General features: G+C 57.4%; 21 protein-coding genes. 20 read left to right on the top strand and 1 reads right to left on the bottom strand.

The genetic code is table 11. The annotated features are described in order from the left end of the window. Nucleotides 1-29 precede the first annotated feature (29 nt). Nucleotides 30-650: a ribosome maturation factor RimM gene (gene rimM / locus Q1J88_RS05630; protein WP_301116592.1), complete on the top strand. Its 621-nt coding sequence runs from the start codon at nucleotides 30-32 to the stop codon at nucleotides 648-650. Between the two features lie 5 nt (nucleotides 651-655). Further along, nucleotides 656-1,411, top strand: a complete 756-nt coding sequence (gene trmD, locus Q1J88_RS05635) for a tRNA (guanosine(37)-N1)-methyltransferase TrmD (RefSeq protein ID WP_301116593.1) — start codon at nucleotides 656-658, stop codon at nucleotides 1,409-1,411. A gap of 47 nt (nucleotides 1,412-1,458) precedes the next feature. On the opposite strand, the gene Q1J88_RS05640 is transcribed toward trmD, so the two are convergent. After that, the gene (locus tag Q1J88_RS05640; protein WP_301116594.1) at nucleotides 1,459-4,308 is read right to left on the bottom strand and encodes a valine--tRNA ligase; all 2,850 of its coding nucleotides are present in this window, start codon (nucleotides 4,306-4,308) and stop codon (nucleotides 1,459-1,461) included. Nucleotides 4,309-4,637: 329 nt separating this feature from the next. Here Q1J88_RS05640 and ndk point away from each other — a divergent pair, with 329 nt between their 5' ends. The 18 genes from ndk (at nucleotide 4,638) to dnaG (ending at nucleotide 22,901) form a co-directional block, all read left to right on the top strand. Continuing rightward, entirely contained in the window at nucleotides 4,638-5,063 is a 426-nt protein-coding gene (gene ndk, locus Q1J88_RS05645; RefSeq protein ID WP_301116595.1) for a nucleoside-diphosphate kinase, read from the top strand. 36 nt (nucleotides 5,064-5,099) lie between these two features. Further along, entirely contained in the window at nucleotides 5,100-6,260 is a 1,161-nt protein-coding gene (rlmN, locus tag Q1J88_RS05650; protein ID WP_301116596.1) for a 23S rRNA (adenine(2503)-C(2))-methyltransferase RlmN, read from the top strand. Beyond that, nucleotides 6,257-6,760: a helix-turn-helix transcriptional regulator gene (locus Q1J88_RS05655; protein ID WP_301116597.1), complete on the top strand. Its 504-nt coding sequence runs from the start codon at nucleotides 6,257-6,259 to the stop codon at nucleotides 6,758-6,760. The genes rlmN and Q1J88_RS05655 overlap by 4 nt, the downstream gene beginning before the upstream one ends. Then, nucleotides 6,760-8,055 (top strand): flavodoxin-dependent (E)-4-hydroxy-3-methylbut-2-enyl-diphosphate synthase, encoded by a 1,296-nt coding sequence (gene ispG / locus Q1J88_RS05660; RefSeq protein WP_301116598.1) that lies wholly within the window; start codon nucleotides 6,760-6,762, stop codon nucleotides 8,053-8,055. Before Q1J88_RS05655 ends, ispG begins: the two co-directional genes overlap by 1 nt. A 20-nt stretch (nucleotides 8,056-8,075) precedes the next feature. Then, nucleotides 8,076-9,362 carry a histidine--tRNA ligase gene (hisS, locus tag Q1J88_RS05665; RefSeq protein ID WP_301116599.1) on the top strand — a complete coding sequence of 429 codons (1,287 nt, stop codon included), beginning with the start codon at nucleotides 8,076-8,078 and terminating at the stop codon, nucleotides 9,360-9,362. A gap of 3 nt (nucleotides 9,363-9,365) precedes the next feature. Further along, complete coding sequence (locus tag Q1J88_RS05670) at nucleotides 9,366-10,001, top strand: tetratricopeptide repeat protein (protein WP_301116600.1); 636 nt, start codon at nucleotides 9,366-9,368, stop codon at nucleotides 9,999-10,001. A 3-nt stretch (nucleotides 10,002-10,004) separates the two neighbouring features. Then, nucleotides 10,005-11,162 (top strand): outer membrane protein assembly factor BamB, encoded by a 1,158-nt coding sequence (bamB, locus tag Q1J88_RS05675; protein WP_301116602.1) that lies wholly within the window; start codon nucleotides 10,005-10,007, stop codon nucleotides 11,160-11,162. Beyond that, nucleotides 11,159-12,592, top strand: a complete 1,434-nt coding sequence (gene der / locus Q1J88_RS05680) for a ribosome biogenesis GTPase Der (RefSeq protein WP_301116603.1) — start codon at nucleotides 11,159-11,161, stop codon at nucleotides 12,590-12,592. Before bamB ends, der begins: the two co-directional genes overlap by 4 nt. Then, the gene (hisC, locus tag Q1J88_RS05685; RefSeq protein WP_301116604.1) at nucleotides 12,589-13,671 is read left to right on the top strand and encodes a histidinol-phosphate transaminase; all 1,083 of its coding nucleotides are present in this window, start codon (nucleotides 12,589-12,591) and stop codon (nucleotides 13,669-13,671) included. Before der ends, hisC begins: the two co-directional genes overlap by 4 nt. Nucleotides 13,672-13,788: 117 nt before the next feature. Next, on the top strand, nucleotides 13,789-14,028 hold the full coding sequence (hfq, locus tag Q1J88_RS05690; RefSeq protein ID WP_301116605.1) for an RNA chaperone Hfq: 240 nt from the start codon (nucleotides 13,789-13,791) through the stop codon (nucleotides 14,026-14,028). A 75-nt stretch (nucleotides 14,029-14,103) separates the two neighbouring features. Then, on the top strand, nucleotides 14,104-15,210 hold the full coding sequence (hflX, locus tag Q1J88_RS05695; RefSeq protein ID WP_301116606.1) for a GTPase HflX: 1,107 nt from the start codon (nucleotides 14,104-14,106) through the stop codon (nucleotides 15,208-15,210). Further along, on the top strand, nucleotides 15,176-16,480 hold the full coding sequence (hflK, locus tag Q1J88_RS05700; protein ID WP_301116607.1) for an FtsH protease activity modulator HflK: 1,305 nt from the start codon (nucleotides 15,176-15,178) through the stop codon (nucleotides 16,478-16,480). The genes hflX and hflK overlap by 35 nt, the downstream gene beginning before the upstream one ends. Nucleotides 16,481-16,492: 12 nt before the next feature. Further along, nucleotides 16,493-17,383: a protease modulator HflC gene (hflC, locus tag Q1J88_RS05705; protein WP_301116608.1), complete on the top strand. Its 891-nt coding sequence runs from the start codon at nucleotides 16,493-16,495 to the stop codon at nucleotides 17,381-17,383. A 180-nt stretch (nucleotides 17,384-17,563) separates the two neighbouring features. Beyond that, a complete protein-coding gene (locus Q1J88_RS05710; protein WP_301116620.1) occupies nucleotides 17,564-18,727 on the top strand; it encodes an ATP phosphoribosyltransferase regulatory subunit in 1,164 nt (387 codons plus the stop codon). 79 nt (nucleotides 18,728-18,806) lie between these two features. Continuing rightward, a complete protein-coding gene (locus Q1J88_RS05715; RefSeq protein ID WP_301116609.1) occupies nucleotides 18,807-20,102 on the top strand; it encodes an adenylosuccinate synthase in 1,296 nt (431 codons plus the stop codon). 72 nt (nucleotides 20,103-20,174) lie between these two features. Then, a complete protein-coding gene (locus Q1J88_RS05720; RefSeq protein WP_301116610.1) occupies nucleotides 20,175-20,723 on the top strand; it encodes a phosphoribosyltransferase family protein in 549 nt (182 codons plus the stop codon). A gap of 61 nt (nucleotides 20,724-20,784) precedes the next feature. Continuing rightward, on the top strand, nucleotides 20,785-20,997 hold the full coding sequence (gene rpsU, locus Q1J88_RS05725) for a 30S ribosomal protein S21 (RefSeq protein ID WP_301116611.1): 213 nt from the start codon (nucleotides 20,785-20,787) through the stop codon (nucleotides 20,995-20,997). Continuing rightward, complete coding sequence (gene dnaG / locus Q1J88_RS05730) at nucleotides 20,994-22,901, top strand: DNA primase (protein WP_301116612.1); 1,908 nt, start codon at nucleotides 20,994-20,996, stop codon at nucleotides 22,899-22,901. Before rpsU ends, dnaG begins: the two co-directional genes overlap by 4 nt. Nucleotides 22,902-23,041: the final 140 nt, after the last annotated feature.

Raw genomic sequence — 23,041 nt, forward strand, 5'->3', positions numbered from 1 at the left:
GCTTGTGGCCTGATCAGGGCAATGTCGGCATGACCGGCGCGTACTCCGAAGGTCCTCCGCAGGATCTCATTGAACTTGGGCGTATTGTCTCGGCGTACGGAGTGCGCGGCTGGATCAAGATCCAGCCGCACTCGTCTCAGGCCGAAGTCCTTTTGCAGACTTCAGATTGGTGGTTGAAGGCGCCCGTCCCGCAGATCGGCGGGGCGGGCGCTTTTGCGCCTCCTCGAAAAGCGAAAGTGCTGGCGTCACGTCCGCATTCGGCGACGGTGGTGGCAAGTCTCGATCTTGCGCCGGATCGCAACGCTGCTGAAGCGCTAAAGGGGCATACCATCTGGGTTTCTCGTGCGCAGTTTCCGCCCGAGGATCCTGACGAATACTATTGGGTCGATCTCATCGGTTGTGTCCTGTACGGACACGATTCCGATGGCAGTCCTGCGCTCATCGGAAAAGTGGTCAATGTTTCCGATAACGGCGTTCATGCGGTATTGCATGTTGCGCGCGCGCAGCTCGAGGCCGACGGCTCGTTGACCCTGCTACAGAATCAGAAGGGCAGGCACATCGAAACCTTGGTGCCATTTGTGCGTGCGCATGTGCATACTGTCGATATCGCCGGCAAGCGGCTGGATAGCGACTGGCCGGTAGATTTCTGACTGCCATGCGCTTCGATGTTGTCTCTCTGTTCCCCGATATTTTCGAAGCAGTCTGCAAGTACGGTGTAACGGGTCGTGCACACACCCAGGGTTTGTGGCAACTGAAGGTGTGGAATCCTCGCGATTTCACACAAGACGTGCATCGTACGGTAGACGACCGGCCATATGGCGGCGGCCCCGGGATGGTCATGATGGCCCAGCCGCTTGAAGATGCCGTCAATGCTGCGCGCGCCGATCGAACCGATGAGACCCCGCCCGTCTGGCTCATGAGTCCGACAGGGCGCTGCTTCGATCAGAAGATGGCACAAGAACTGGCCTTGGGGCCGGGCGCAATTTTGATATGTGGCCGTTATGAGGGCGTCGATCAACGCTTCATCGATCGTTGCGTGACGCATGAGGTCTCTATAGGAGACTTTGTGCTTTCAGGGGGAGAGATCCCCGCTCTGGCAATAATGGACAGTGCCGTTCGGTTGCTGCCGGGCGCTCTGAACGACAAGGAGTCGGCTTTGCAAGACTCTTTTCACGATACGCTCACCGGATTGCTTGACAGCCCGCATTTCACACGGCCCGAGGTGTATCAAGGGCAGGCCGTGCCCTCTGAGCTGCTTTCCGGCCACCACGCCAACATTGCTTTGTGGCGGCGCAGGCAATCGTTGGCACTTACCATGGCCCGCCGGCCCGATCTGATTGAGTCCGCCCGTCAGGCGGGGCGCCTCAGCAAGTCTGATGAGGCGTTTCTGGCGTCTTTGACCAAGAATTAGAACGGGTTTTCCCGCCCGGGTGTTATCCGGGCGGGTTGGGTACGGGCTTAAACCAGTCGCTGCAATTGTTCCTGCACTTTTTGCAGTGTCTGACTAAATTGCTCGACGCGGGCCTTCTCTTGTTCGACAACCTGGGCAGGTGCCCGCAGAACGAAACTTTCATTCGAGAGTTTGCCCTGAGCCTTGGCAATTTCTTTCTCGAGGCGTTCGATTTCCTTACCCAGGCGGGCGCGCTCGGCATCCACATCAATTTCAACATGCAGCATCAACTGGGTGGTACCGACCACCTGGACGGGTGCGCCCAGGCTGGGCAGGCTTGAGACAATTTCTACTTTCTCGAGCTTGGCCAATGCCGCAAGATATGGACTGTTGATTGCCAAAGTGGTCGCGTCGCCCAAGGCGATAAGTGGAACACGCTGGGCCGGCGACAGATTCATCTCACCACGCAAGGCGCGCACGGCTTCTATCTGGGCCTTGAGCTCAGCCACCTGGGCCTCGGCCTTTTCATCAATTTTCGTCAGGTCGGCAACGGGGTAGGGCTGGACGCAGATACTGGTTTCAGTGTCGACCTGTCGTTGACCGGCGACGACAGACACCTTCTGCCACAACTCTTCGGTAATGAAGGGCATGATAGGGTGCGCAAGGCGCAGCACCGTTTCAAGGACGCGGATGAGCGTTCGCCGAGTGCCTAGCTGTGCCGCCGCATCGCCCTGCTGTATCTGTACCTTGGCAAGTTCGACGTACCAATCACAGTATTCGTCCCATACGAAATGGTAAAGGGCATTGGCAATGTAGTCGAAGCGGTATTCATTAAAGCCGCGCTCGATATCAGCTTCCAGGCGCTGTAGCAGGCTGACGATCCAGCGATCGGCAAATGAGAGCTGTTGATCATTGTCGCCCCAAAGGTCGTGACCCTCGGTGTTCATCAGCACGAAGCGAGTGGCATTCCACAGCTTGTTGCAGAAGTTTCTGTAGCCTTCGCAGCGCTTGAGGTCGAAATTGATGTTGCGGCCCAAAGTCGCGTACGCAGCCATTGTGAATCGCAGGGCGTCAGTGCCATAGGCGGGGAAGCCTTGGGGGTAATCCTTGCGGGTACGCTTTTCGATGCTGGCAGCCTGCCGGGGATTCATAAGCCCGGTTGTGCGCTTGGCCACCAGTTCTTCGACGCCAATGCCGTCGATCAGGTCGACCGGGTCGATGGTATTGCCCTTGGACTTGCTCATCTTCTTGCCCTCGAGGTCGCAGATGAGGCCGTGCACATAGACATCGCGAAATGGCACCTTGCCGGTAAGGTGCATGCTCATCATTACCATCCGGGCAACCCAGAAGAAGATGATGTCGAATCCGGTGACCAGCACGCTTGAAGGCAGGTAGCGCTGGAGGTCGGGAGTTTCTTGAGGCCATCCCAGGTCGGTGAACGGTACCAGTGCGGACGAGAACCAGGTGTCAAGGACGTCGGGATCGCGTACGAGCGGTTCGGTAACACCGGCTTCCCGTGCCATTTGTGTGGCTTCCTCTTGGGTGCGAGCGACGAAAATGCGGCCATCAGGGGCGTACCATGCGGGAATCTGGTGTCCCCACCAAAGCTGTCGCGAAATACACCAGTCCTGTATTTTTTCCAGCCACTGGTTGTAGGTGGTCGTCCAGTTTTCCGGGTAAAAGCGCACGCGGCCGTCGGCGACAACTTCCAGGGCGACTTCGGTAATGCTTTTGCCCGGGTGTAACGTGCCTTCGGGAGCCGGTTTGCTCATGGCGACAAACCATTGGTCGGTCAGCATGGGCTCGATAACCGTATTGGTACGGTCTCCACGGGGCACCATCAGCTTGTGGGGCTTGACGGCCTGCAACAAGCCTTGGGATTCCAGGTCGGCCACAATCTGCTTGCGTGCCTCGAATCGATCAAGCCCCCGGTATTTTTCTGGGGCATTTTCGTTGATTCGTGCGTCGAGGGTCAGGATGCTGATCTGATCAAGCGCGTGTCGCTGGCCCACCGCATAGTCGTTGAAATCGTGAGCCGGTGTGACCTTGACAACACCGGTACCAAATTCCCGGTCTACATAGTCGTCGGCAATGATGGGAATTTCGCGGTCACATAATGGCAGCTTTACGCGCTTGCCGATAAGGTGGGCATAGCGCTCGTCTTCGGGGTGCACCATCACCGCGACGTCACCCAGCATGGTCTCCGGGCGTGTGGTGGCTACAACCAGATGTGAGACACCAGAAACCGGTTCGGCAAGCGGGTAGCGGATTTCCCACATCGATCCGTCTTCTTCTTCGCTGACCACCTCGAGATCGGATACTGCGGTTCCAAGGACCGGATCCCAGTTGACGAGGCGCTTGCCCCGATAGATAAGCCCTTGCTCGTACAGGCGAACGAACGTTTCGACAACTCCCCGTGACAGGTTGTCGTCCATGGTGAAGTACTCTCGCTCCCAGTCGGCTGATGATCCAAGGCGGCGGAACTGTTCGGTGATGGCGCTGCCGGACTTTTCCTTCCATTCCCAGACTTTCTCAACGAATTTTTCGCGGCCAAGGTCGTGTCGAGAGATATTTTGAGCGTCAAGTTGACGTTCAACCACAATTTGCGTGGCGATGCCGGCGTGGTCGGTGCCAGGTATGAAGACGGTATCGTCTCCCTTCATGCGATGGTAGCGAACCAGCCCGTCCATGACGGTCTGGTTGAAAGCGTGGCCCATATGAAGGGTGCCCGTGACGTTTGGCGGCGGAAACTGTACGGCGAAGGGTACGCTTTGATGGCCTGCCGCAGGTTCCACATGGCGACCGCCCTTGAAATAGTTACGGGCTTCCCAGTATGAATACCAGCGCGATTCGATTTCTTGGGGCTCGAAGCTCTTTGAAAGCTGGGCCGATGTGTCTGCTGCAGAGTTTGAAGTCATGGCGAGTAAAGCGTCAAAAAGTGTCGGCGCCGGTATTCAGGCGCCGTCTTGAGGGGTGTATGGCAGGAACGCTTGTGAAGCGTGTGCGTGGTCGGCCGTGGGCAATGCCGCGGCCGACAGGTAATCCATCATTTTATGATGGAGTGCGGAATCATGGGCATGGTAAAATGAACGGTTAGCAAAAACAGCGCCGAAGTCGTTGTTTTGTCTTGCAAATTTGCTTTTTTTAAACCTTATGGTTTCCGGTCAAAGGATCGGACCATTATGCGCAAGCATACTCGTCCGGGCTCGCGGCTCGAAATCTCCTTTTTTCACTCCTCGGATATTTTATGGCTATTGAACGCACTCTTTCCATTATCAAGCCCGATGCCGTTGCAAAAAACGTTATCGGACAAATCGTCGCCCGTTTTGAACAGGCAGGCCTCAAGGTGGTGGCCGCTCGCCTGCAGCAATTGTCGCGCGCCGAGGCCGAGGGTTTTTATGCGGTTCACAAAGAGCGCCCCTTTTTCAAGGATCTGGTGGAATTCATGATTTCGGGTCCGGTGTTTGTTCAGGTCCTCGAAGGTGAAAACGCGATTCAAAAGAACCGCGACCTGATGGGCGCCACCGATCCCAAGAAGGCCGAGCCCGGCACGATTCGCGCCGATTTCGCAGACAGCATCGACGCCAACGCCGTTCATGGTTCTGATGCTCCTGAAACCGCCGCCGTTGAAATCGCTTTCTTCTTCCCCGAAAGCAATATCTACAGCCGTTAATTTCTGACGCCGCAAACGCGGGCAGGCAAGTTGTCCATGTCTCAAACCGAACCTGTAAACCTTCTTGGCCTTGGCAGCCCCGAACTGAGCGATCTGGTCGCACAGTGGGGGTGCAAGCCGTTTCGTGCCAAGCAACTGCAGCGCTGGATTCATCAGCGTGGCGTTGACTCGTTCGACGACATGACCGACCTGGCCCGCGATTTTCGGCGGCAGCTTGCCCAGAGTTGCGTCGTGGCCGCTCCAAGTGTCCAGACCGAACAAAGGTCGAACGATGGTACGCGCAAGTGGCTGTTTGATGTCGGGCGCAATAATGCTGTCGAAACGGTGTTCATCCCCGAAGACGATCGCGGTACCTTGTGCATCTCCAGTCAGGCCGGCTGCACGGTGGCCTGTCCTTTTTGTTCGACGGGCTATCAGGGATTCAACCGGAACCTGACCACCGCCGAGATCATCGGGCAGCTTTGGTATGCAAAGCGCGTGCTTGAGGCCGATTCCTCCAGTGCCCGTATTTCCCGCCCAGATGGCACGCCGGCCAGTCAGCCCCAGCGTGTCATCAGTAATGTCGTCATGATGGGCATGGGAGAACCCCTGCTCAATTACGACCAGGTGCTGGGAGCCTTGCGGCTCATGCTCGATGACAATGCTTATGGCTTGTCCCGACGCCGGGTCACGGTGTCTACTTCGGGGGTGGTTCCCATGATCGACCGGCTGGCACGCGACTGCCCGGTGGCGCTGGCCGTGTCCTTGCACGCGCCCAACGACGCGCTGCGCGACAAGCTGGTCCCTCTAAATCGCAAGCACCCGCTTTCTGAACTGCTCGATGCGTGCAATCGTTATCTGGAGCATGCGCCACGCGATTTCATTACTTTCGAGTACATCATGCTCGATGGCGTCAACGATAGCGATGAGCATGCGGCGGAATTAATAACTATTGCAAAACGTGTCCGATGCAAGTTTAATTTGATTCCGTTCAACCCTTTTCCGCAGTCGGGGCTAAAGCGCTCTCCTGCGGCTCGCGTGCGATTATTCGCGCAACGTCTCATGGATGGTGGCGTCGTTACGACTGTGCGCAAAACCCGTGGCGACGACATCGCAGCTGCTTGCGGGCAGCTTGCCGGCGACGTCCAGGACCGCACACGTATCCATGAGCGGCTACCTGATCGCGCGACCATAGCCATCATAGAGGAACGCGAATGAATAAACCGCTGCTTCGAGCTGTCAGTTCCAATTCCGAACCCTTGGCCGAACCCGACGAGGCAAAAGGCCTGGGCGCATCGCTGCGCCAGATCCGCAATGCCCGGGGTATCAGCCTTTCTGACGCTTCAGGGCGTCTCAAATATTCTGTTCGTCAACTCGATGCGCTCGAGAACGAGCGCTGGGACGAACTTCCGCAGGGCATGCTGCTGCGTGGCTTCGTCAAGAACTATGCGCGCTTTCTCGAGGCAGACATGCAGGCTTTGCTGACCATGCTCGAGAATCAGGTGGGAAGCCAGGCTGCCGCACCCGCCTCAATGCCTGTTCAAAGGGCCAGGCTCAGCGAAACCGACCTACCTTTACATTCTGAAAGCAGCTCCCGCTCGTGGGGCTGGTTGCTGGTAATAGTTGCCGTTGTCGTTGTTGCCGGTGTTTATGCGATCAATCGGGGTTGGGTGCCCGAATCCTGGTTGATCTTTGATTGGCTGAAAGCACTCAGGTAATGACAGATTCGTCAAATTTTAGTTCAAGCACTGGCTCTCCCGCTTTGGTTGGACCTGCTCCGCGTCGGCAAACGCGCCGCGTAAACGTAAGCTGGGCCGACAATACCGTGCGGGTGGGCGGTGACTCACCGGTCGTCGTGCAGTCGATGACCAACACCGATACCGCTGATGCGGTAGCTACAGCCATTCAGGTCAAGGAACTGGCTATGGCGGGGTCCGAACTGGTGCGCATCACGGTCAATACGCCAGAGGCCGCTCGCGAGGTGCCAGCCATTCGTGAACAACTCGACCGCATGGGCGTATCGGTGCCCCTGGTAGGCGATTTTCATTACAACGGCCACAAGTTGCTTAGCCAGTTCCCCGAGTGTGCTCAAGCATTATCCAAGTACCGGATCAATCCCGGCAATATGGGAGGGGGCAAGCGACGCGATGACAACTTCGCGCAAATGATCGAGGTCGCCGCTCGCAACGCCAAACCGGTGCGTATAGGCGTCAACTGGGGCAGCCTCGATCACGAGCTCCTGGCCCGCATGATGGATGAAAACGCCAAGCGAGATCGTCCCTGGACCGCCCAGGCGGTCATGCGGGAAGCGCTGGTTGTGTCTGCCATCAGCAATGCAATGCGGGCCGAAGAGCTCGGATTGCCTGGCGACGCCATCGTGCTTTCATGCAAAGTCAGTCATGTACAAGATCTGATCGCCGTATACCGCGACCTGTCCTCGCGTTGCGATTATCCGCTGCACCTGGGCCTGACTGAGGCCGGCATGGGAAGCAAGGGAATCGTTGCCTCTACCGCTGCCCTTAGCGTACTGCTGCAAGAAGGTATAGGCGACACGATACGCATTTCGCTTACTCCTGAGCCCGGCGGTGACCGCACTCGTGAAGTTGTCGTTGCGCAGGAAATCCTTCAAACCATGGGGCTTCGTGCCTTTACGCCCATGGTGGTTGCATGTCCGGGTTGCGGTAGAACCAGCAGCACGGTCTTTCAAGAGCTTGCCGATAGCATTCAATCTTATTTGCGCAAGCAGATGCCGGTCTGGAGAACCCGTTATCCCGGCGTCGAATCCATGAACGTGGCAGTGATGGGGTGTGTGGTGAATGGGCCGGGCGAAAGCCGGCACGCCGATATTGGCATCAGTTTGCCGGGTACGGGCGAGATTCCCTCGGCGCCTGTGTATATCGATGGCGAGCGGACGGTCACCCTCAAGGGCGACCACATCGCGACCGAGTTTCAGGCCATTGTCGAGAATTATGTCGAGCGGCGCTACGGGGTGCCGGGCGCACAACGACCCTAACAGTTTCCTAAAAAGTATTTATGTCGCAGTCGTTCAGAAAAGTTCATGCCGTCACGGGCATGAAGGACACCCTACCCGATAGCAGCGCCCAATGGGAGCATCTTGAGGACATCGTCCGAAAGTGGCTGGCCGCTTATGGTTATCGCAATATGCGCACTCCGGTTCTTGAGCATACCCGCCTGTTTGCCCGCGGTATTGGCGAAGTGACCGACATCGTCGAAAAAGAAATGTATTCGTTTACGGATGCATTGAATGGCGAGCACCTGACCATGCGTCCCGAGTTTACGGCTGGCATGGTGCGCGCCACCATTGAACATAATTTGCTCTATGATCGCCCTCAGCGCGTATATGCACTGGGTCCTGTGTTCCGGCACGAAAAGCCGCAGCGAGGGCGCTATCGGCAGTTTCACCAGATCGACGTCGAAGCGCTTGGCATGGCCGGCCCGGACATTGATGCCGAGATGATCATCATGTTGTCCCGGCTATGGAAGCTGCTCGGCCTGAACGATATCCGGCTCGAGCTCAATTCGCTTGGCCAGGCGGACGAGCGCAAGGCACATCGCGAAGCCTTGGTGCAACATCTGGAACGGCACATCGATGTGCTGGACGAAGAAGCGCGCCGGCGCATGCACTCCAATCCCCTGCGGGTGCTCGACACCAAGAATCCGGCAATGCAGGATATGGCCAACAGTGCTCCGCGCTTGTTTGATTTTCTGGGCGAACAGTCTCTTGCTCATTTTGAGGGCGTCCGCAAGCGTCTGGACGATGCCGGAATAGCCTATCAGTTGAATCCACGCCTGGTTCGTGGTCTCGACTATTACAACTTGACTGTCTTTGAATGGGTTACAGACAGGCTTGGTGCGCAGGGGACGGTTTGCGGAGGCGGACGTTATGACGGTCTGATTGAGTTGCTGGGTGGAAAGCCTGCGCCTGCCGTGGGCTTTGCCATCGGCATGGAGCGCCTTCTCGATTTGTGGGACCAGACCGCGCCTTTCCAGGCGCCGCCCGAGTGCCAGATCTATATGGTGCATCAGTCCGACGACGCGCAGCGAGAGGCAGCTAAACTTGCAGAGGCACTGCGTGATGACGGATTTAAGGTTATTGTTCATCCCGGATCGGCCAGCTTCAAATCGCAATTCAAGAGGGCCGACGCAAGTGGGGCGCAGGTGGCCGTCATCCTGGGTGAAGACGAACTCAAGAACCGGCAGGTTAGTGTCAAGTGGCTGCGTCAAACCGACGACACGCAAGCACAACAAGAGGTCATCCCCATGGATCGCCTCGTAGAAGAACTGAAACAAAAGGTCTAAAGCATGGCATACGATTTAGAAGAACAGGAGAAACTGGACGCTCTACGGGCCTGGTGGGACCGTTACGGAACATTGATTGTCATCGTGTTCGTCGGAGCGGTACTCATTTTTGCCGGTGTGCGGGCCTGGCAGTGGTATCAGGGGCACCAGGCCTCGCAAGCCATGGGTTACTTTGAAGCGCTCGAGAACGCTGCTGTGCAACAGTCAGAGGATTCGTTGCCGCGTATCAAGGCGGCCAGCGAAACTTTGCGCAAGGATTTCCCTGACTCCGGCTACACATCGCGTGGTGTATTGATAGCCGCTGCGGCGCTCAAGTCCAGGGGTGACCTTGATGGCGCGCGCGAGCAGCTTGAATGGCTGGTAGCTCAGGGCGACGATCCCGCGCTGGTTCCCCTGGCTCGTCTCCGTCTTGCGGGCATCTTGCTTGAACAGCAAAAATACGATGAAGCGCTTGCGCAGATAGATGCCGCACCGCCGGCATTTGAGGGATTGTTCGCAGATCGGCGGGGCGATATCCTGGCGGCGCAGAACAAGAAGGACGAAGCAGTACAGGCCTGGCAGACGGCAGTCACCCAGCTCGGGGACGATCCACTGGTGCAGGTCATACAACTAAAAATCGATGCAAATGGTGGAGCCTGATCCATGCAAGCTAACTTCTTCCGTCGTGTCTTGACATTAACGACTGCAGGCCTTGGGGCGGCGGTTCTTGTAGGTTGCTCGATGTTTTCGCCGAGCAATCCGCGTTATGAACCTGTTCCGTTAACCGAGTATCCGGCGGGGATCTCTGCCAACATTGCCTGGAATGTATCTGTAGGCCGAGATGGTGGCAGCGGCTTCGCTCCCCATGTGGTAGGCGATGCTGCCTATGCGGCGGCCCCCAATGGTTCGGTGGTAAAGGTCGGCTTGTCCACCGGAGCCGTGCAATGGCGCGCCGACGCGGGCAAGGCTTTGTCTGCAGGCGTGGGTTCCGACGGTCGCGTAACTGCCGTCGCCGCACGCGACGGAACCGTCATCGCCTTCGATGAACAGGGCCGCGAAAAATGGCAGGCGCGTGCATCAAGCCAGGTAGATATTCCTCCGGCTGTGGGTGCCGGAATTGTGGCTGTCCGCAGCAGCGATTACCGCATTCAGGCGTTTGACGCCCAATCCGGCGAGCCGCTATGGAACGTGCAAAGACCCGGGCCGGCGCTGGCTCTCAAGACCAATATGCAGATGGTCATCATCGAAGAGATGTTGATCTCCGGTTTGCCCAATGGCCGGCTCATTGCAATCGATGCCGCCAGCGGTGCGGTGCAATGGGAAGGCACTGTCACCGTTTCGCGTGGTGCAACCGATCTGGAACGTATCAGTGACATCGTTGGCGCACCGCAGATTCAAGGCCCCCTGATGTGCGGTGTAGCCTATCAGGGACACATCGTCTGCTTTGATATCACTCAGGGCGGTCGACCCCTATGGGAACAACCCTTCTCAAGTACCACGGGCATGACCACCGATCCGCAGCATGTTTACGCGGTCAATCAGCGCGACGTGGTTTACGCCTATGGATTGGTAAACGGTCAGGAGGTCTGGAAGCAGGACGGCCTGCGCAATCGCCGCTTATCGGGCCCGGCAGTCGTTCCACAAGCCGTTGCGGTAGGAGACTACCAAGGTTATGTGCATTTCCTGTCGCGTTCTGACGGCCGGCTGCTTGGCCGCGTTCAGGTTGGCGGCGGGGCCGTGGTTTCGCCGCTGGTGGGCAGCGATCGCGGCGTGCTCGTTCAAACGGGCAACGGCAATCTGGTTTTGGTTGGTGTGAATTGAACTCTACTTTTTTCAAGCCGGTTGTCGCCCTGGTGGGCCGGGCCAACGTGGGGAAGTCCACGTTGTTCAATCGCCTGACTCGTTCCAGGGCGGCACTGGTTGCCGATTTTTCGGGCCTTACGCGTGATCGCCACTATGGCGAGGGACGGATGGGCAACCGTCCGTTCCTCGTCGTCGATACCGGTGGATTCGAGCCTGTCGCCAAGGACGGAATTTTGCGCGAGATGGCCAGGCAGACGCGCCAGGCAATTGCCGAGGCCGATGTGGTCATTTTTTTGGTTGATGCCAGGGCGGGTGTCAACGCTCACGACCATGAAATTGCCAGCCTGCTCAGAAAGTCGGGTCAGAAGGTGGTATTGGCCGTCAATAAGGCCGAAGGCATGCGTCACTCGGGTGTCACTGCCGAATTTCACGAACTGGGCCTGGGCGAGCCGCATGCCATTTCAGCTTCTCACGGCGATGGTGTTGCCGATCTCATAGAACTGGCACTTGCTCACGTGGACGCACCTTTCGAGGCCGACGACGAAACCGTCGACGATGCCGATGTCGCCTGGCCAGAGGGCATCGACCTGGCAAGCGAACCCGAAGGCGAAGACGACGCTTCGGCCAATGAGCCGCCTCACCGTATCAAGCTTGCCATTGTGGGTCGGCCAAACGTCGGTAAATCAACGCTCATCAACACCTTGTTGGGCGAAGAGCGTGTCATCGCCTTCGATATGCCCGGCACCACGCGTGACGCCATTGAAATCGAATTCACCCGCGGAAACAAGTCGTACACGCTGATTGACACAGCCGGCCTGCGCAAGCGGGGCAAGGTGTTCGAAGCCATTGAAAAGTTCTCGGTCATCAAGACATTGCAGGCTATTGAAGCGTGCAATGTGGTTGTCCTTATGCTGGACGCCACAACTGAGATTTCCGATCAGGATGCTCATATCGCCGGGTTTGTGCTTGAAACAGGACGCGCTTTGGTCGTTGCCATCAACAAGTGGGACGGTCTGGATGACGAGCGCCGAGAGCTGATCCGCCGCGAGTTCGATCGTAAGTTGCGCTTCCTGTCATTTGCAAAGATGCATACGATTTCTGCCATGAACGGGCAGGGAGTCAATGCGCTGTTGCGTTCCGTCAACGCAGCGCATGCGGCGGCATTCGCCAAGCTTTCCACACCTCGTCTGACTCGAGAGCTTCTTGCAGCAGTAGAACAGCAACCCCCACCGCGGAAACGCATTTATCGTCCCAAGATGCGCTACGCTCACCAGGGGGGCCAAAACCCTCCGCGCATCATTGTGCACGGCAGTGCGCTGGATGCGATTCCAGATTCCTACAGGCGCTATCTCGAAGCGCGGTTCCGGGCGGCGTTCAAGCTGGAGGGCACTCCTTTGCGCATCGAATTCAAGGCTTCCCGCAATCCTTACATCCAGGAGTCCAAGTGAGTCGTTTCTGGAGCGATCACGTTGCTGATCTTGTCCCGTATGTTCCGGGTGAGCAGCCCAAGGTCATTGACCTGCTGAAGCTCAATACCAACGAGAATCCTTACGGCCCATCACCCTTGGCCATCAAGGCCATGAAGGCAATGCTGGATGATCGCCTGCGCCTGTATCCCGATCCAGAGGCGCTTGCGCTGCGTACAGAAATCGCGGCCTGTTACCGGGTGGACGTTGCGCAGGTGTTTGTCGGAAACGGTTCGGATGAAGTGCTGGCGCATATCTTTCATGGCTTGTTTCTGCGCGAAGGCCGGCAGGTATTGATGCCCGACATCACATACAGCTTTTATCCCACGTATTGCCGGCTTTACCACGTTCCCTTCGAAACGGTCCCTCTGGCTGAAGATTTTTCCTTGAGGATATCTGATTACACGGACGAAAGGGCGCGGCGCGCGGCGGGAATCATTTTCGCCAACCCGAATGCTCCGACCGGCATGGCACTGACGCTGGACGAAATCTCGCAAATTGCCGGCGCCAATCCGGATACCGTTGTGGTGGTTGATGAAGCGTATGTCGATTTCGGCGCACAATCGGCTGTGTCACTGCTGGATCAGCATGACAACCTGCTGGTTGTTCATACGTTTTCAAAATCGCGTTCACTGGCCGGTATGCGGGTCGGCTACGCTATGGGGTCCGTCGAACTGATCGAAGGGCTGCGGCGGGTCAAGGACAGCTTCAATTCTTACCCGCTGGATATGCTGGCACAGGCAGGAGCATTGGCCGCAATCAAGGATACGGCCTATTTTGATCAGACTCGAAAAGCAATCATCCAATCGAGGGAGCAGCTTTGCCTGGATCTGCAGGGCATGGGCTTCGATGTATTGCCCAGTGCTGCCAATTTTGTTTTTGCCCGACACCGTGTTGCCGACGCCACCAAGCTTGCCGCAGCGCTTCGCGAAAAGCACATTCTGGTTCGCCACTTCGGGTTGCCCCGTATTGATCAATACCTGAGAATCACCGTCGGTACCGACCGGGATTGTCGACGTTTATGCGTGGCCCTGGCGGATATTCTGGGCAACGTACAGTAAAAAAGGTGCGCAAAAATATACACTAAAGCGTCGTAGTCTCATGGCGCATTGCGGGAAAACCCTGTAAAGTATCTCTTTGAGCATCATTCATATAACAACACAATTGGAGTTAAGCCAATGAGTAATAAAGGGCAAACACTACAAGATCCATTCCTGAACGCTCTTCGTAAGGATCACGTGCCCGTATCCATCTACCTAGTCAACGGAATCAAACTGCAGGGGCAGATCGAATCTTTCGACCAATACGTCGTTCTGCTGCGCAACACAGTCACTCAAATGGTCTACAAACACGCGATTTCCACTGTCGTGCCCGCACGCCCGGTGAATTTTCAGTCGGATGATCAGTCTGCAGCCTGATTTGTCAGAAGCCATTGCAAGCTGGAAAAGCCCGCCGAGTGCCATGCGCCGGCGGGTTTCATTTTTAGGCGGTGAATGAAGACTTTGATAGTAAGCGTCGATCTGGGCGAACCGGATTACCAGGCGCATGCCGAAGAATTTGCCATGCTGGCCGAAGGGGCGGGTGCGCAAATCGTCGGGACGGTCGTGGCACGCCGGGCGCGACCGGACGCTGCGCATTTCATAGGCAAGGGCAAAGTCGAAGAGGCCTTGCTGATGGCAGACACCGGACAAGCCGACATCATCCTGTTTGACCAGGCCCTTAGTCCGGCCCAACAGCGAAATCTCGAGCGCGTGCTCAAGCGGCGGGTAGTCGACCGCGTCTCCCTGATTCTGGATATTTTTGCCTTGCGAGCCAAGAGCCATGAGGGAAAGCTGCAGGTTGAACTGGCTCAGTTGCAGCACCTGTCTACCCGATTGACTCGCTTATGGACCCACCTGGAGCGGCAGCAGGGCGGGATCGGCATGCGTGGTCCGGGCGAGTCCCAGCTTGAAATGGACCGACGGATGATTGGCGCCAAGGTCAAGCTTCTGAAGGAACGGCTCGACCGCGTGCAGAGACAGCGCCTTACCCAAAGGCGCGCGCGTGCTCGCAGCAGCACTCTGTCAGTGTCTCTGGTTGGTTATACGAACGCAGGCAAATCCACACTATTCAATGCCCTGACCCGTGCTGACGCGTACGCAGCAGATCAACTGTTTGCCACGCTCGATACAACGACCCGCAAGTTGTGGATTGAAGGTACGGGCCAGGTGGTTCTTTCGGATACCGTGGGCTTCATTCGCGACCTGCCGCCAACGCTGATTGCCGCGTTTCGCGCGACCCTCGAAGAGACGGTTCATGCCGATTTGCTGTTGCATGTGGTGGACGCGTCCAGTCATCAGCGCGACGAACAAATTGCCGAAGTTCGCAAGGTGTTGGCCGACATCCACGCCGACGAAATTCCCACCATTCTTGTCTATAACAAAATTGACGAAACGGGCTATGAACCCCGGGTGGAGCGTGACGAACATGGTACCATTGCCCGAGTATTTGTAAGCGCCCTGAAGCGTGCCGGCCTGGACGCTTTGCGTGGGGCAATCGTAGAGGCTGGCCAGACAACGAGAAGCAATGCGTTCAATATCGAAAATCTTCAATCTGAATGACCCGGGCTGGGGCCGTGGCGGAAGCGGTAACGATTCCGAGCCTCCCCGAAGGCCCAACCAGGGTGGTGGTCCGCCTGATCTCGATGAAGTCTGGCGCGATTTCAATAATCGCCTGGGAGCCATGTTTGGCCGCAAACCTCGTCGTGGTGGTATCGGCAATGGGGGCGGTGGCAGTGGTTCGGGCCCCTCGTTGCCCAAAGGTTCTCCTAAAACCATCGGTGTGATCCTTGTCGTACTGGTGGCCTTGTGGCTGGCCAGCGGCTTTACCATCGTTCAGGAAGGGCAGGTTGCAGTCGTTACCCGCTTCGGGGCCTATACCAAAACCCTAACTCCCGGCCTGCAGTGGCGACTGCCGTACCCGATCGAAGATTCCCAAACTGTCAACATCGCCCAGCTGCGTACATTTGAAGTCGGTTTTCGCGGTAATGCCCGAAACAAGGTCCTGAGCGAATCCCTGATGCTCACCACCGACGAGAATATTGTGGATGTCCAGTTTGTGGTGCAGTACCGGCTCAATCCCGAAGGCGCGCCCGACTACCTGTTCAAGACAAGCCAGCCTGACGAGTCCGTACGCCAGGCCGTCGAAACCGCCATGCGAGAAGTAGTGGGCCAGCAGCCGATGGATTCAGTCCTGTATTCGGGCCGTACTGAAATTGCCGCCCGCGTGCAACGCTTTGCCCAAGAGATCCTCGATCGCTATCAAACTGGCATACAGGTAAGCACGGTCGCCATACAGAACGTTCAGCCGCCCGAACAAGTGCAGGCAGCATTCGACGACGCCGTCAAGGCCGGCCAAGATCGCGAACGCCTGATAAACGAAGGTAACGCCTATGCCAGCCGAGTGCTCCCCGAGGCCCAGGGTCAGGTTGCCCGCATGCTGCAAGAGGCCGAAGGTTACCGTGCACAGGTCATTGGTGATGCCCAGGGTGATTCAGCACGGTTTGCCAGTGTGGAAACCGAGTACTCCAAGGCGCCGGAAATCACACGCGAACGCATGTATCTGAGCACGATGCAGGGCATACTTGAAAGTACTGCCAAGATCGTCGTCGACACAGCCAGCGAAAACAATATGCTGTACCTGCCGTTGGACAAGATAACGGGTCAGGCAGCCCGTCCGGCTCCGCCGGCTCCGGATTCCGGGTCAGACTCGAGCACCTCGGCTGCCGCTGCCACAGGCGCGGCTGCCCAGGGTTCGTCGTCGACAAGAACGCGAAACACTCCGTATAGCAATGGCGCCTCGGGCGCGCTTGCCAATCCTTATTCGCGCTAACCGGAGGCCCTAATGCAACGCTTTTTTCCGTACCTCATTGGCCTTCTGATAATTTTGGCCGTTTTGTCTTCTTGTGTATTTGTCGTGCGTGAGCGCGATTCGGCGCTCGTTTTTGCGCTGGGTGAAGTGCGTGAGACCATCACCAAGCCCGGTCTTTACTTCAAGCTGCCGCCGCCATTCCAGAACGTGGTGTTTCTTGACAAGCGCCTGCAGACTATCGAAAGCAAGGATCCCGAGCGTATCCAGACCGCCGAAAAGAAGAACCTGCTTATCGATTCGTTCGTCAAATGGCGCATTATCGATCCCCGTCAGTTCTACGTGACGTTCGGGGCGAACACCCGCGCGGCCGAAGAACGGCTCAGCGCCCAAATTCGTGATGCGCTGAACGCGTCGGTTAACGTACGTACCGTCAAGGAAGTCGTGTCCAGCCAGCGTGGCGACATCATGAAAGAAATGCTGACCACCGTCGATAACCGCGCGCGTCCGCTGGGTGTCGAAGTGGTCGATGTCCGACTGCGCCGTATTGATTTTGCCCCTGAGATCTCTGAGTCTGTGTATCGACGAATGGAAGCCGAGCGTAAAGAAGAAGCCAACCGTCTTCGCGCGTCGGGCGCGGCAGATAGCGAGCGGATTCGTGCTCAGGCAGATCGTCAGCGACAAGAGCTCCTGGCCTCGGCCTACGCGCAAGCCCAAGAGATTCGAGGGCAGGGCGACGCTGAAGCCACGTCCATCTTTGCCGAGGCGTACAGCAAAAACCCCGAGTTCTTCAGTTTTTACAAGAGCCTTGAGGGGTACCGCTCTGCATTCTCCAGCAAAGACGACCTGCTTGTCATCAGCCCCGACTCGCATTTCTTCCGTTTCTGGGAAGGCGTTCAAGGTGGACAACAACCGGCTTCGCCCTGAGCCCGAGTTTTGCGGCAAATGGTACCCGGCAGTGGCCGTTTCCCCTCAATTTGGGAATGGCGCCACATCACGGTACAATACGCCGTAAGTTGAAATACTCCGCAAGCGACTTGGCGGGCTTACGCCCCCGGTCGCTTTTTGTTTGGACCCAATCCAACCGCTTTAATACCGACTCGCATGATTTCCACCTGGTTGTTGCCAGAAAGCCTGGCAGACGTACTTCCGGCCGAAGCGCGCCGTATCGAAGAACTGCGGCGAGAGCTTCTGGACCTGTATCGCGCCTATGGATTCGAGCTCGTTGCGCCACCTTTGGTCGAGTATCTGGATTCGCTCCTGTCTGACAAGGGAAGCGATCTAGCACTGCGTACCTGCAAGCTGGTCGACCAGTTGTCGGGTCGCACCCTTGGCTTACGTGCGGACATCACCCCGCAAATCGCCCGTATTGACGCGCACCTGCTCAATCGCGAAGGCGTCACCCGGCTTTGCTATTGCGGTTCGGTATTGCACGCGCGTCCGGCGGGGTTGCTGTCAGATCGCGAGTTGTTGCAGATCGGCGCCGAGCTATTCGGGCATGCCGGCGTCGAGGCCGACATCGAAATCATTCAGCTTGCGCTCGAAAGCGTACACAGGGCAGGTGTGCAGGGTGCGCGTCTCGATCTGAACCACCAGGGTATCGTGCATAGTCTTATCGATTCTGATCTTGCCTTGGCCCCGGTCGCCGACGAGGTCATCGACCTGCTCAGCACCAAAGATATACCCGGAATTCAAGAGCTTGCAGGCCGGGTGCCCGATGTACGGCCGGAAACCCTTGATGCGCTGTTGACCCTGCCTTCCCTGTACGGCGATGCCGGTGTCCTGGGAAAGGCACGATCAGTATTGCCTGATTTGCCCCGAATCAAACAGGCGCTGGCCGACCTCGAAACGCTTGTCAGGGCGATGCCCGATTATGAATTCTCCATTGATCTGGCTGATGCGGGAAGCGGCTACGGGTATCACTCTGGCGTCATATTTTCAATTTACGCGCAGGGCTGGCACGATGCGCTGGTCAAGGGCGGCCGGTACGACGGAATAGGTCGTGTATTTGGACGAGAACGGCCGGCAACAGGCTTCAGCATGGATTTGCGCAAATTGTCGTCCGGCCTTCCGCCTGCCGCGCTCACCAAGGCTATCCGCGCGCCGTGGGGTACCGACCCTGCACTGATGGAAACCTTGCGCGAGCTGCGTGCCTCCGGCGAAATCGTGGTGCAGTCGCTGCCGGGGCAAGCCCACGATCTGGATGAGTTCACCGTTGATCGTGAGCTTGTTCAAATTGACGGGAAATGGCAGGTCAAGGCTATAAACTGATTCTTTATCTTCGTGCGGCCGCCCGCCGGCTCGCGGTTCAACCATTCAGGGCCCCAGGCGGGTCAAACATCGAAACGTTATGAGCAAGAACATCGTCGTGATAGGCACCCAGTGGGGTGATGAAGGCAAAGGCAAGATCGTCGACTGGCTGGCAGAATCGGCCCAGGGCGTAGTGCGATTTCAGGGTGGTCACAATGCCGGCCACACACTATGGATCAACGGTCAAAAGACCATCCTGCGGCTTATCCCTTCGGGAATCATGCACCCCGGGCTGACCTGCTACATTGGCAATGGCGTGGTCCTTTCGCCCGAGGCCCTGCTCAAGGAAATCGCCGAGCTCGAACAGGCAGGCCTGGATGTTCGCTCGCGACTGCAGATATCGCCTGCCTGCCCGCTTATCCTTCCGTATCACGTGGCGCTGGACCAGGCCCGCGAGCTGCGCAAGGGCGAAGGCAAGATCGGTACGACCGGACGCGGTATCGGCCCCGCCTACGAGGACAAGATCGCACGACGGGCGCTACGGGTCCAGGATCTCTATGATCCCCAAATCTTCGACGAAAAACTTGAAGAAGCGCTTGATTACCACAACTTTGTGCTAACCCGGTATCTGGGAGCCGAGGCGATATCGGCACAGCAGGTCCGCGACCAGGCCATGGAATTCGCCGGCCAGATCCAGCCGATGGTTGCAGATGTCTCCAACAACCTGCATCTTGCCCAGAAGGCCGGCCACAAGCTGCTGTTCGAAGGTGCGCAAGGTTCGCTGCTGGATATCGATCATGGTACCTACCCATTTGTGACCAGCAGCAATTGCGTTGCGGGTGCGGCAGCCGCCGGTGCGGGTGTGGGCCCGCAAAGCCTCAATTACGTATTGGGCATCGCCAAGGCATACACCACACGCGTGGGTTCCGGGCCATTCCCCACCGAATTGCTCGACGATACCGGGGTTCGCCTGGCCACAGTCGGCAAAGAATTTGGTTCGGTTACCGGTCGCCCGCGTCGTTGCGGCTGGTTCGACGGCGCCGCCATGAAGCGCGCAGTCATGATCAACGGTATTTCGGGCCTTTGCGTAACGAAGCTGGACGTGCTGGACGGCGTGGAAACCATCAAGATCGGCGTTGGTTATCGTTATAAGGGCGAGTTCCTGGATGTGCTGCCGAACGGTGCCCATGCCACGGCCCAGGCCGAACCGGTACTTGAAGAAATGCCGGGCTGGAACGAGTCCACCGTTGGCATCACCGAGTACGACGCCTTGCCGGTCAATGCTCGTAATTATCTGCAGCGTATCGCTGAAGTCTGTGACGTGCCTATCGACATGGTGTCGACGGGTCCGGATCGCCTCGAAACCATTGTGTTACGACACCCCTTTGGTAATTAAGGGTTTTGCAACGGCCGTCGGCGGGGGGTATTATTACGCTCCTTACTTGCATGCAAACCCAGGGAGTACACCATGAGCCTGCCGCCCAGTACCGATCGTGACCTGTGGGTCAGTTGGGATGACTATCACGCACAGATAGATCGACTTGCCCTGATCATCCATGAATCCGGCTGGCAGTTCGACAAGATTATCTGTCTGGCCCGGGGTGGCGTACGAGTCGGAGACGTGCTGTCTCGCATCTATGACGTTCCACTGGGTATACTGGCAACCAGCAGTTACCGCGAGGCAGCGGGTACCCAACAGGGCAGCCTTGACATTGCCCAGTTCATCACCATCACTCGAGGTACGCTCGATGGGCGTGTCCTGCTGGTCGACGACATGGTCGATACGGGCCTGACGTTCATCCGTGTCGGTGAACATCTTCGCGAGCAGTTCCCGGCCATTACCGAAATGCGCAGCGCTGTATTGTGGTGGAAAGGCCACTCCAAGGCCACTCCCGATTACTATGTCGAGAAGCTTCCGACCAATCCCTGGATTCACCAGCCCTTCGAAGATTACGACAGCCTGCGCCCGCATCAGTTGGAAGCTTGGGTGCGCAAAGGAAAGCGAAGCGGTAAGTAATATGGTAGAATCTAATGCTTTACAAAATACCGCCCACCTTTTTTACGAGGCCTATTGATACATGCCTACCGTTCGTCTTAAAGAAAACGAGCCATTTGAAGCTGCCCTTCGCCGCTTCAAACGTACCATCGAAAAAACCGGCCTGCTGACCGAGCTGCGTTCACGCGAATTCTATGAAAAGCCCACCGCCGAGCGCAAGCGTAAGCATGCTGCCGCGGTCAAGCGTCATTACAAGCGCATCCGCAGCCAACAATTGCCCCCGCGCCTCTATTGATACCAGACTCTTTTGTTCAAGAGCTTCTCGCCCGGGTAGATGTAGTCGACGTCGTCGGGCGCTATGTGCAGTTGCGCAAGGGCGGGGCCAACTTGCTTGGCCTGTGTCCATTTCATAACGAAAAATCCCCCTCATTCACTGTCAGCCCCACCAAACAGTTTTACCACTGCTTTGGCTGCGGAGCACATGGCAGCGCCATATCGTTTCTGATGGAGCACACCGGGGCCAGTTTCCCCGAGGCGGTGCGCAGCCTGGCTGCGTCGGTCGGCCTGGTTGTGCCCGAAGAAAATCGCAGCCCCGCCCAGCAGGCTGCGTCCAAGCGTCGCAAGGAAGAAGTATCGCGTCACCAGCAGATACTCGACGCCGCCAATGCCTTTTACCAGCGCTCCCTGAAGGGGTCTCCGGCTGCCGTGGCCTACCTCAAGCAGCGCGGCTTGAGCGGGCAGGTGGCAGCTCGCTTCGGCCTGGGATGGAGCGGCAACGACCGTCGTGGCCTTGCGACGGTCTTTTCCAACTACGAAGACCCATTGTTGGTGGAATCGGGCCTGGTCATCGAGTCCGAGGACGGACGTCGGTACGACCGGTTTCGCGAACGCGTGATGTTCCCTATCCGGAACTCGCGCGGCCTGGTCATCGGGTTTGGCGGTCGACTGATCGCGAAGGGTGAGCCCAAGTACCTCAATTCGCCCGAAACAGCCGTTTTTTCCAAAGGGCGCGAGCTTTATGGCTTGTGGGAAGCCAGGTCGGCCGTGCGCACTGAAGGCTGCGTATTGGTGGTCGAAGGCTATATGGATGTGGTGGGTCTGGCCCAGCAGGGTATCGAGAACGCAGTAGCCACCCTGGGCACGGCGACAACGCCCGAACATGTTCAGAAATTGTTGCGCGTCAGTGACAAGGTCGTATTCAGTTTCGACGGTGACAAGGCGGGGCGCCGCGCGGCCTGGAGGGCACTTCAGGTTTGCCTGCCATTATTGCGGGACGATGCATCCATACGGTTTCTGTTCTTGCCACCAGAGCACGATCCGGATTCGTATGTGCGCGAGTTTGGTGCAGAAGCGTTCAGGGCTTCCCTGGCCGAGGCAGATCCGCTTTCGCGGTTCATGCTTGATGAACTGGCATCGCATCATGCGCTTGACGAAGCTGAGGGCAGGGCGGCCTGTGTGCACGAGGCAAAACCGCTTCTGGCTGCAATACCTCCGGGCACCTTGAGAATGCAGATCGAGCGCGAGTTCGCCCAGATGGTAAAACTTACGCCCGAAGAGCTTGCGAGCATGCTCGAAGCAGCGCCGGACTCGTCTGGGGGCGGTCGTGCGAACCAGCCAATTTCAGCAGAAGCTCCACCGCAATTCGGTTCGTCGCATGAAGAGCCGCCGCATTTCGACAACATCCCGTTTGGCGATCATGAGCCTTCGGTACCCTGGGAGCCTGAGCCCCAGGGCCGGGTGGCTTCGCGTTCGAGCCGGCCTCAACGGCCGCGCGCCGTGACGCCCATGGCCAAGCGCTTGTTGAGGCTGTTGCTGGCGCATCCCGAGCTCGTTGACCATTTGGGCGATCAGCAGCTTGAAATTCTTGAACAAGGGCCCCATCTTGTACTTGTACGAGATCTGATTGCGTTAGCCCATACCAGTGGTGCCCGTCATGTGGGTGCGCTGCTGCAGGCGGCAGACCCAGCTGAGGAACTGACGCAGGTTCTTAATAGTCTAAGTACAGAGTTGCTGGATCAGGATGATCTGCCTGACCCGCTGGCTGAGTGGAACGACGCGATGCATCGCATTGAACTGGAGGCAATCAAGGCCGAACAGTCTGAATTGATCGCAAAGGGCCTCAAGGACGAGGCGTCTCGCCAGCGATACCAGAAATTGACGCGCAGACTGGCACTTTTGAATAGTGCCTCTGCGCATTGAGTGTTGTAAAATAAAGAGTTTTTCGCATTGCCCCAGTGGCCAATGCACCAGGATGCGGTCTTACGCCGGTTAGCCCCTTTTGGCCTTGCACACACGAAGACAAGGATTTTATCGCTATGGGCACTGAGTTACAGGTCGGT

The sequence above is a fragment of the Pusillimonas sp. genome, from assembly GCF_029263785.1.
Taxonomy (GTDB): Bacteria; Pseudomonadota; Gammaproteobacteria; order Burkholderiales; family Burkholderiaceae_B; genus Pusillimonas.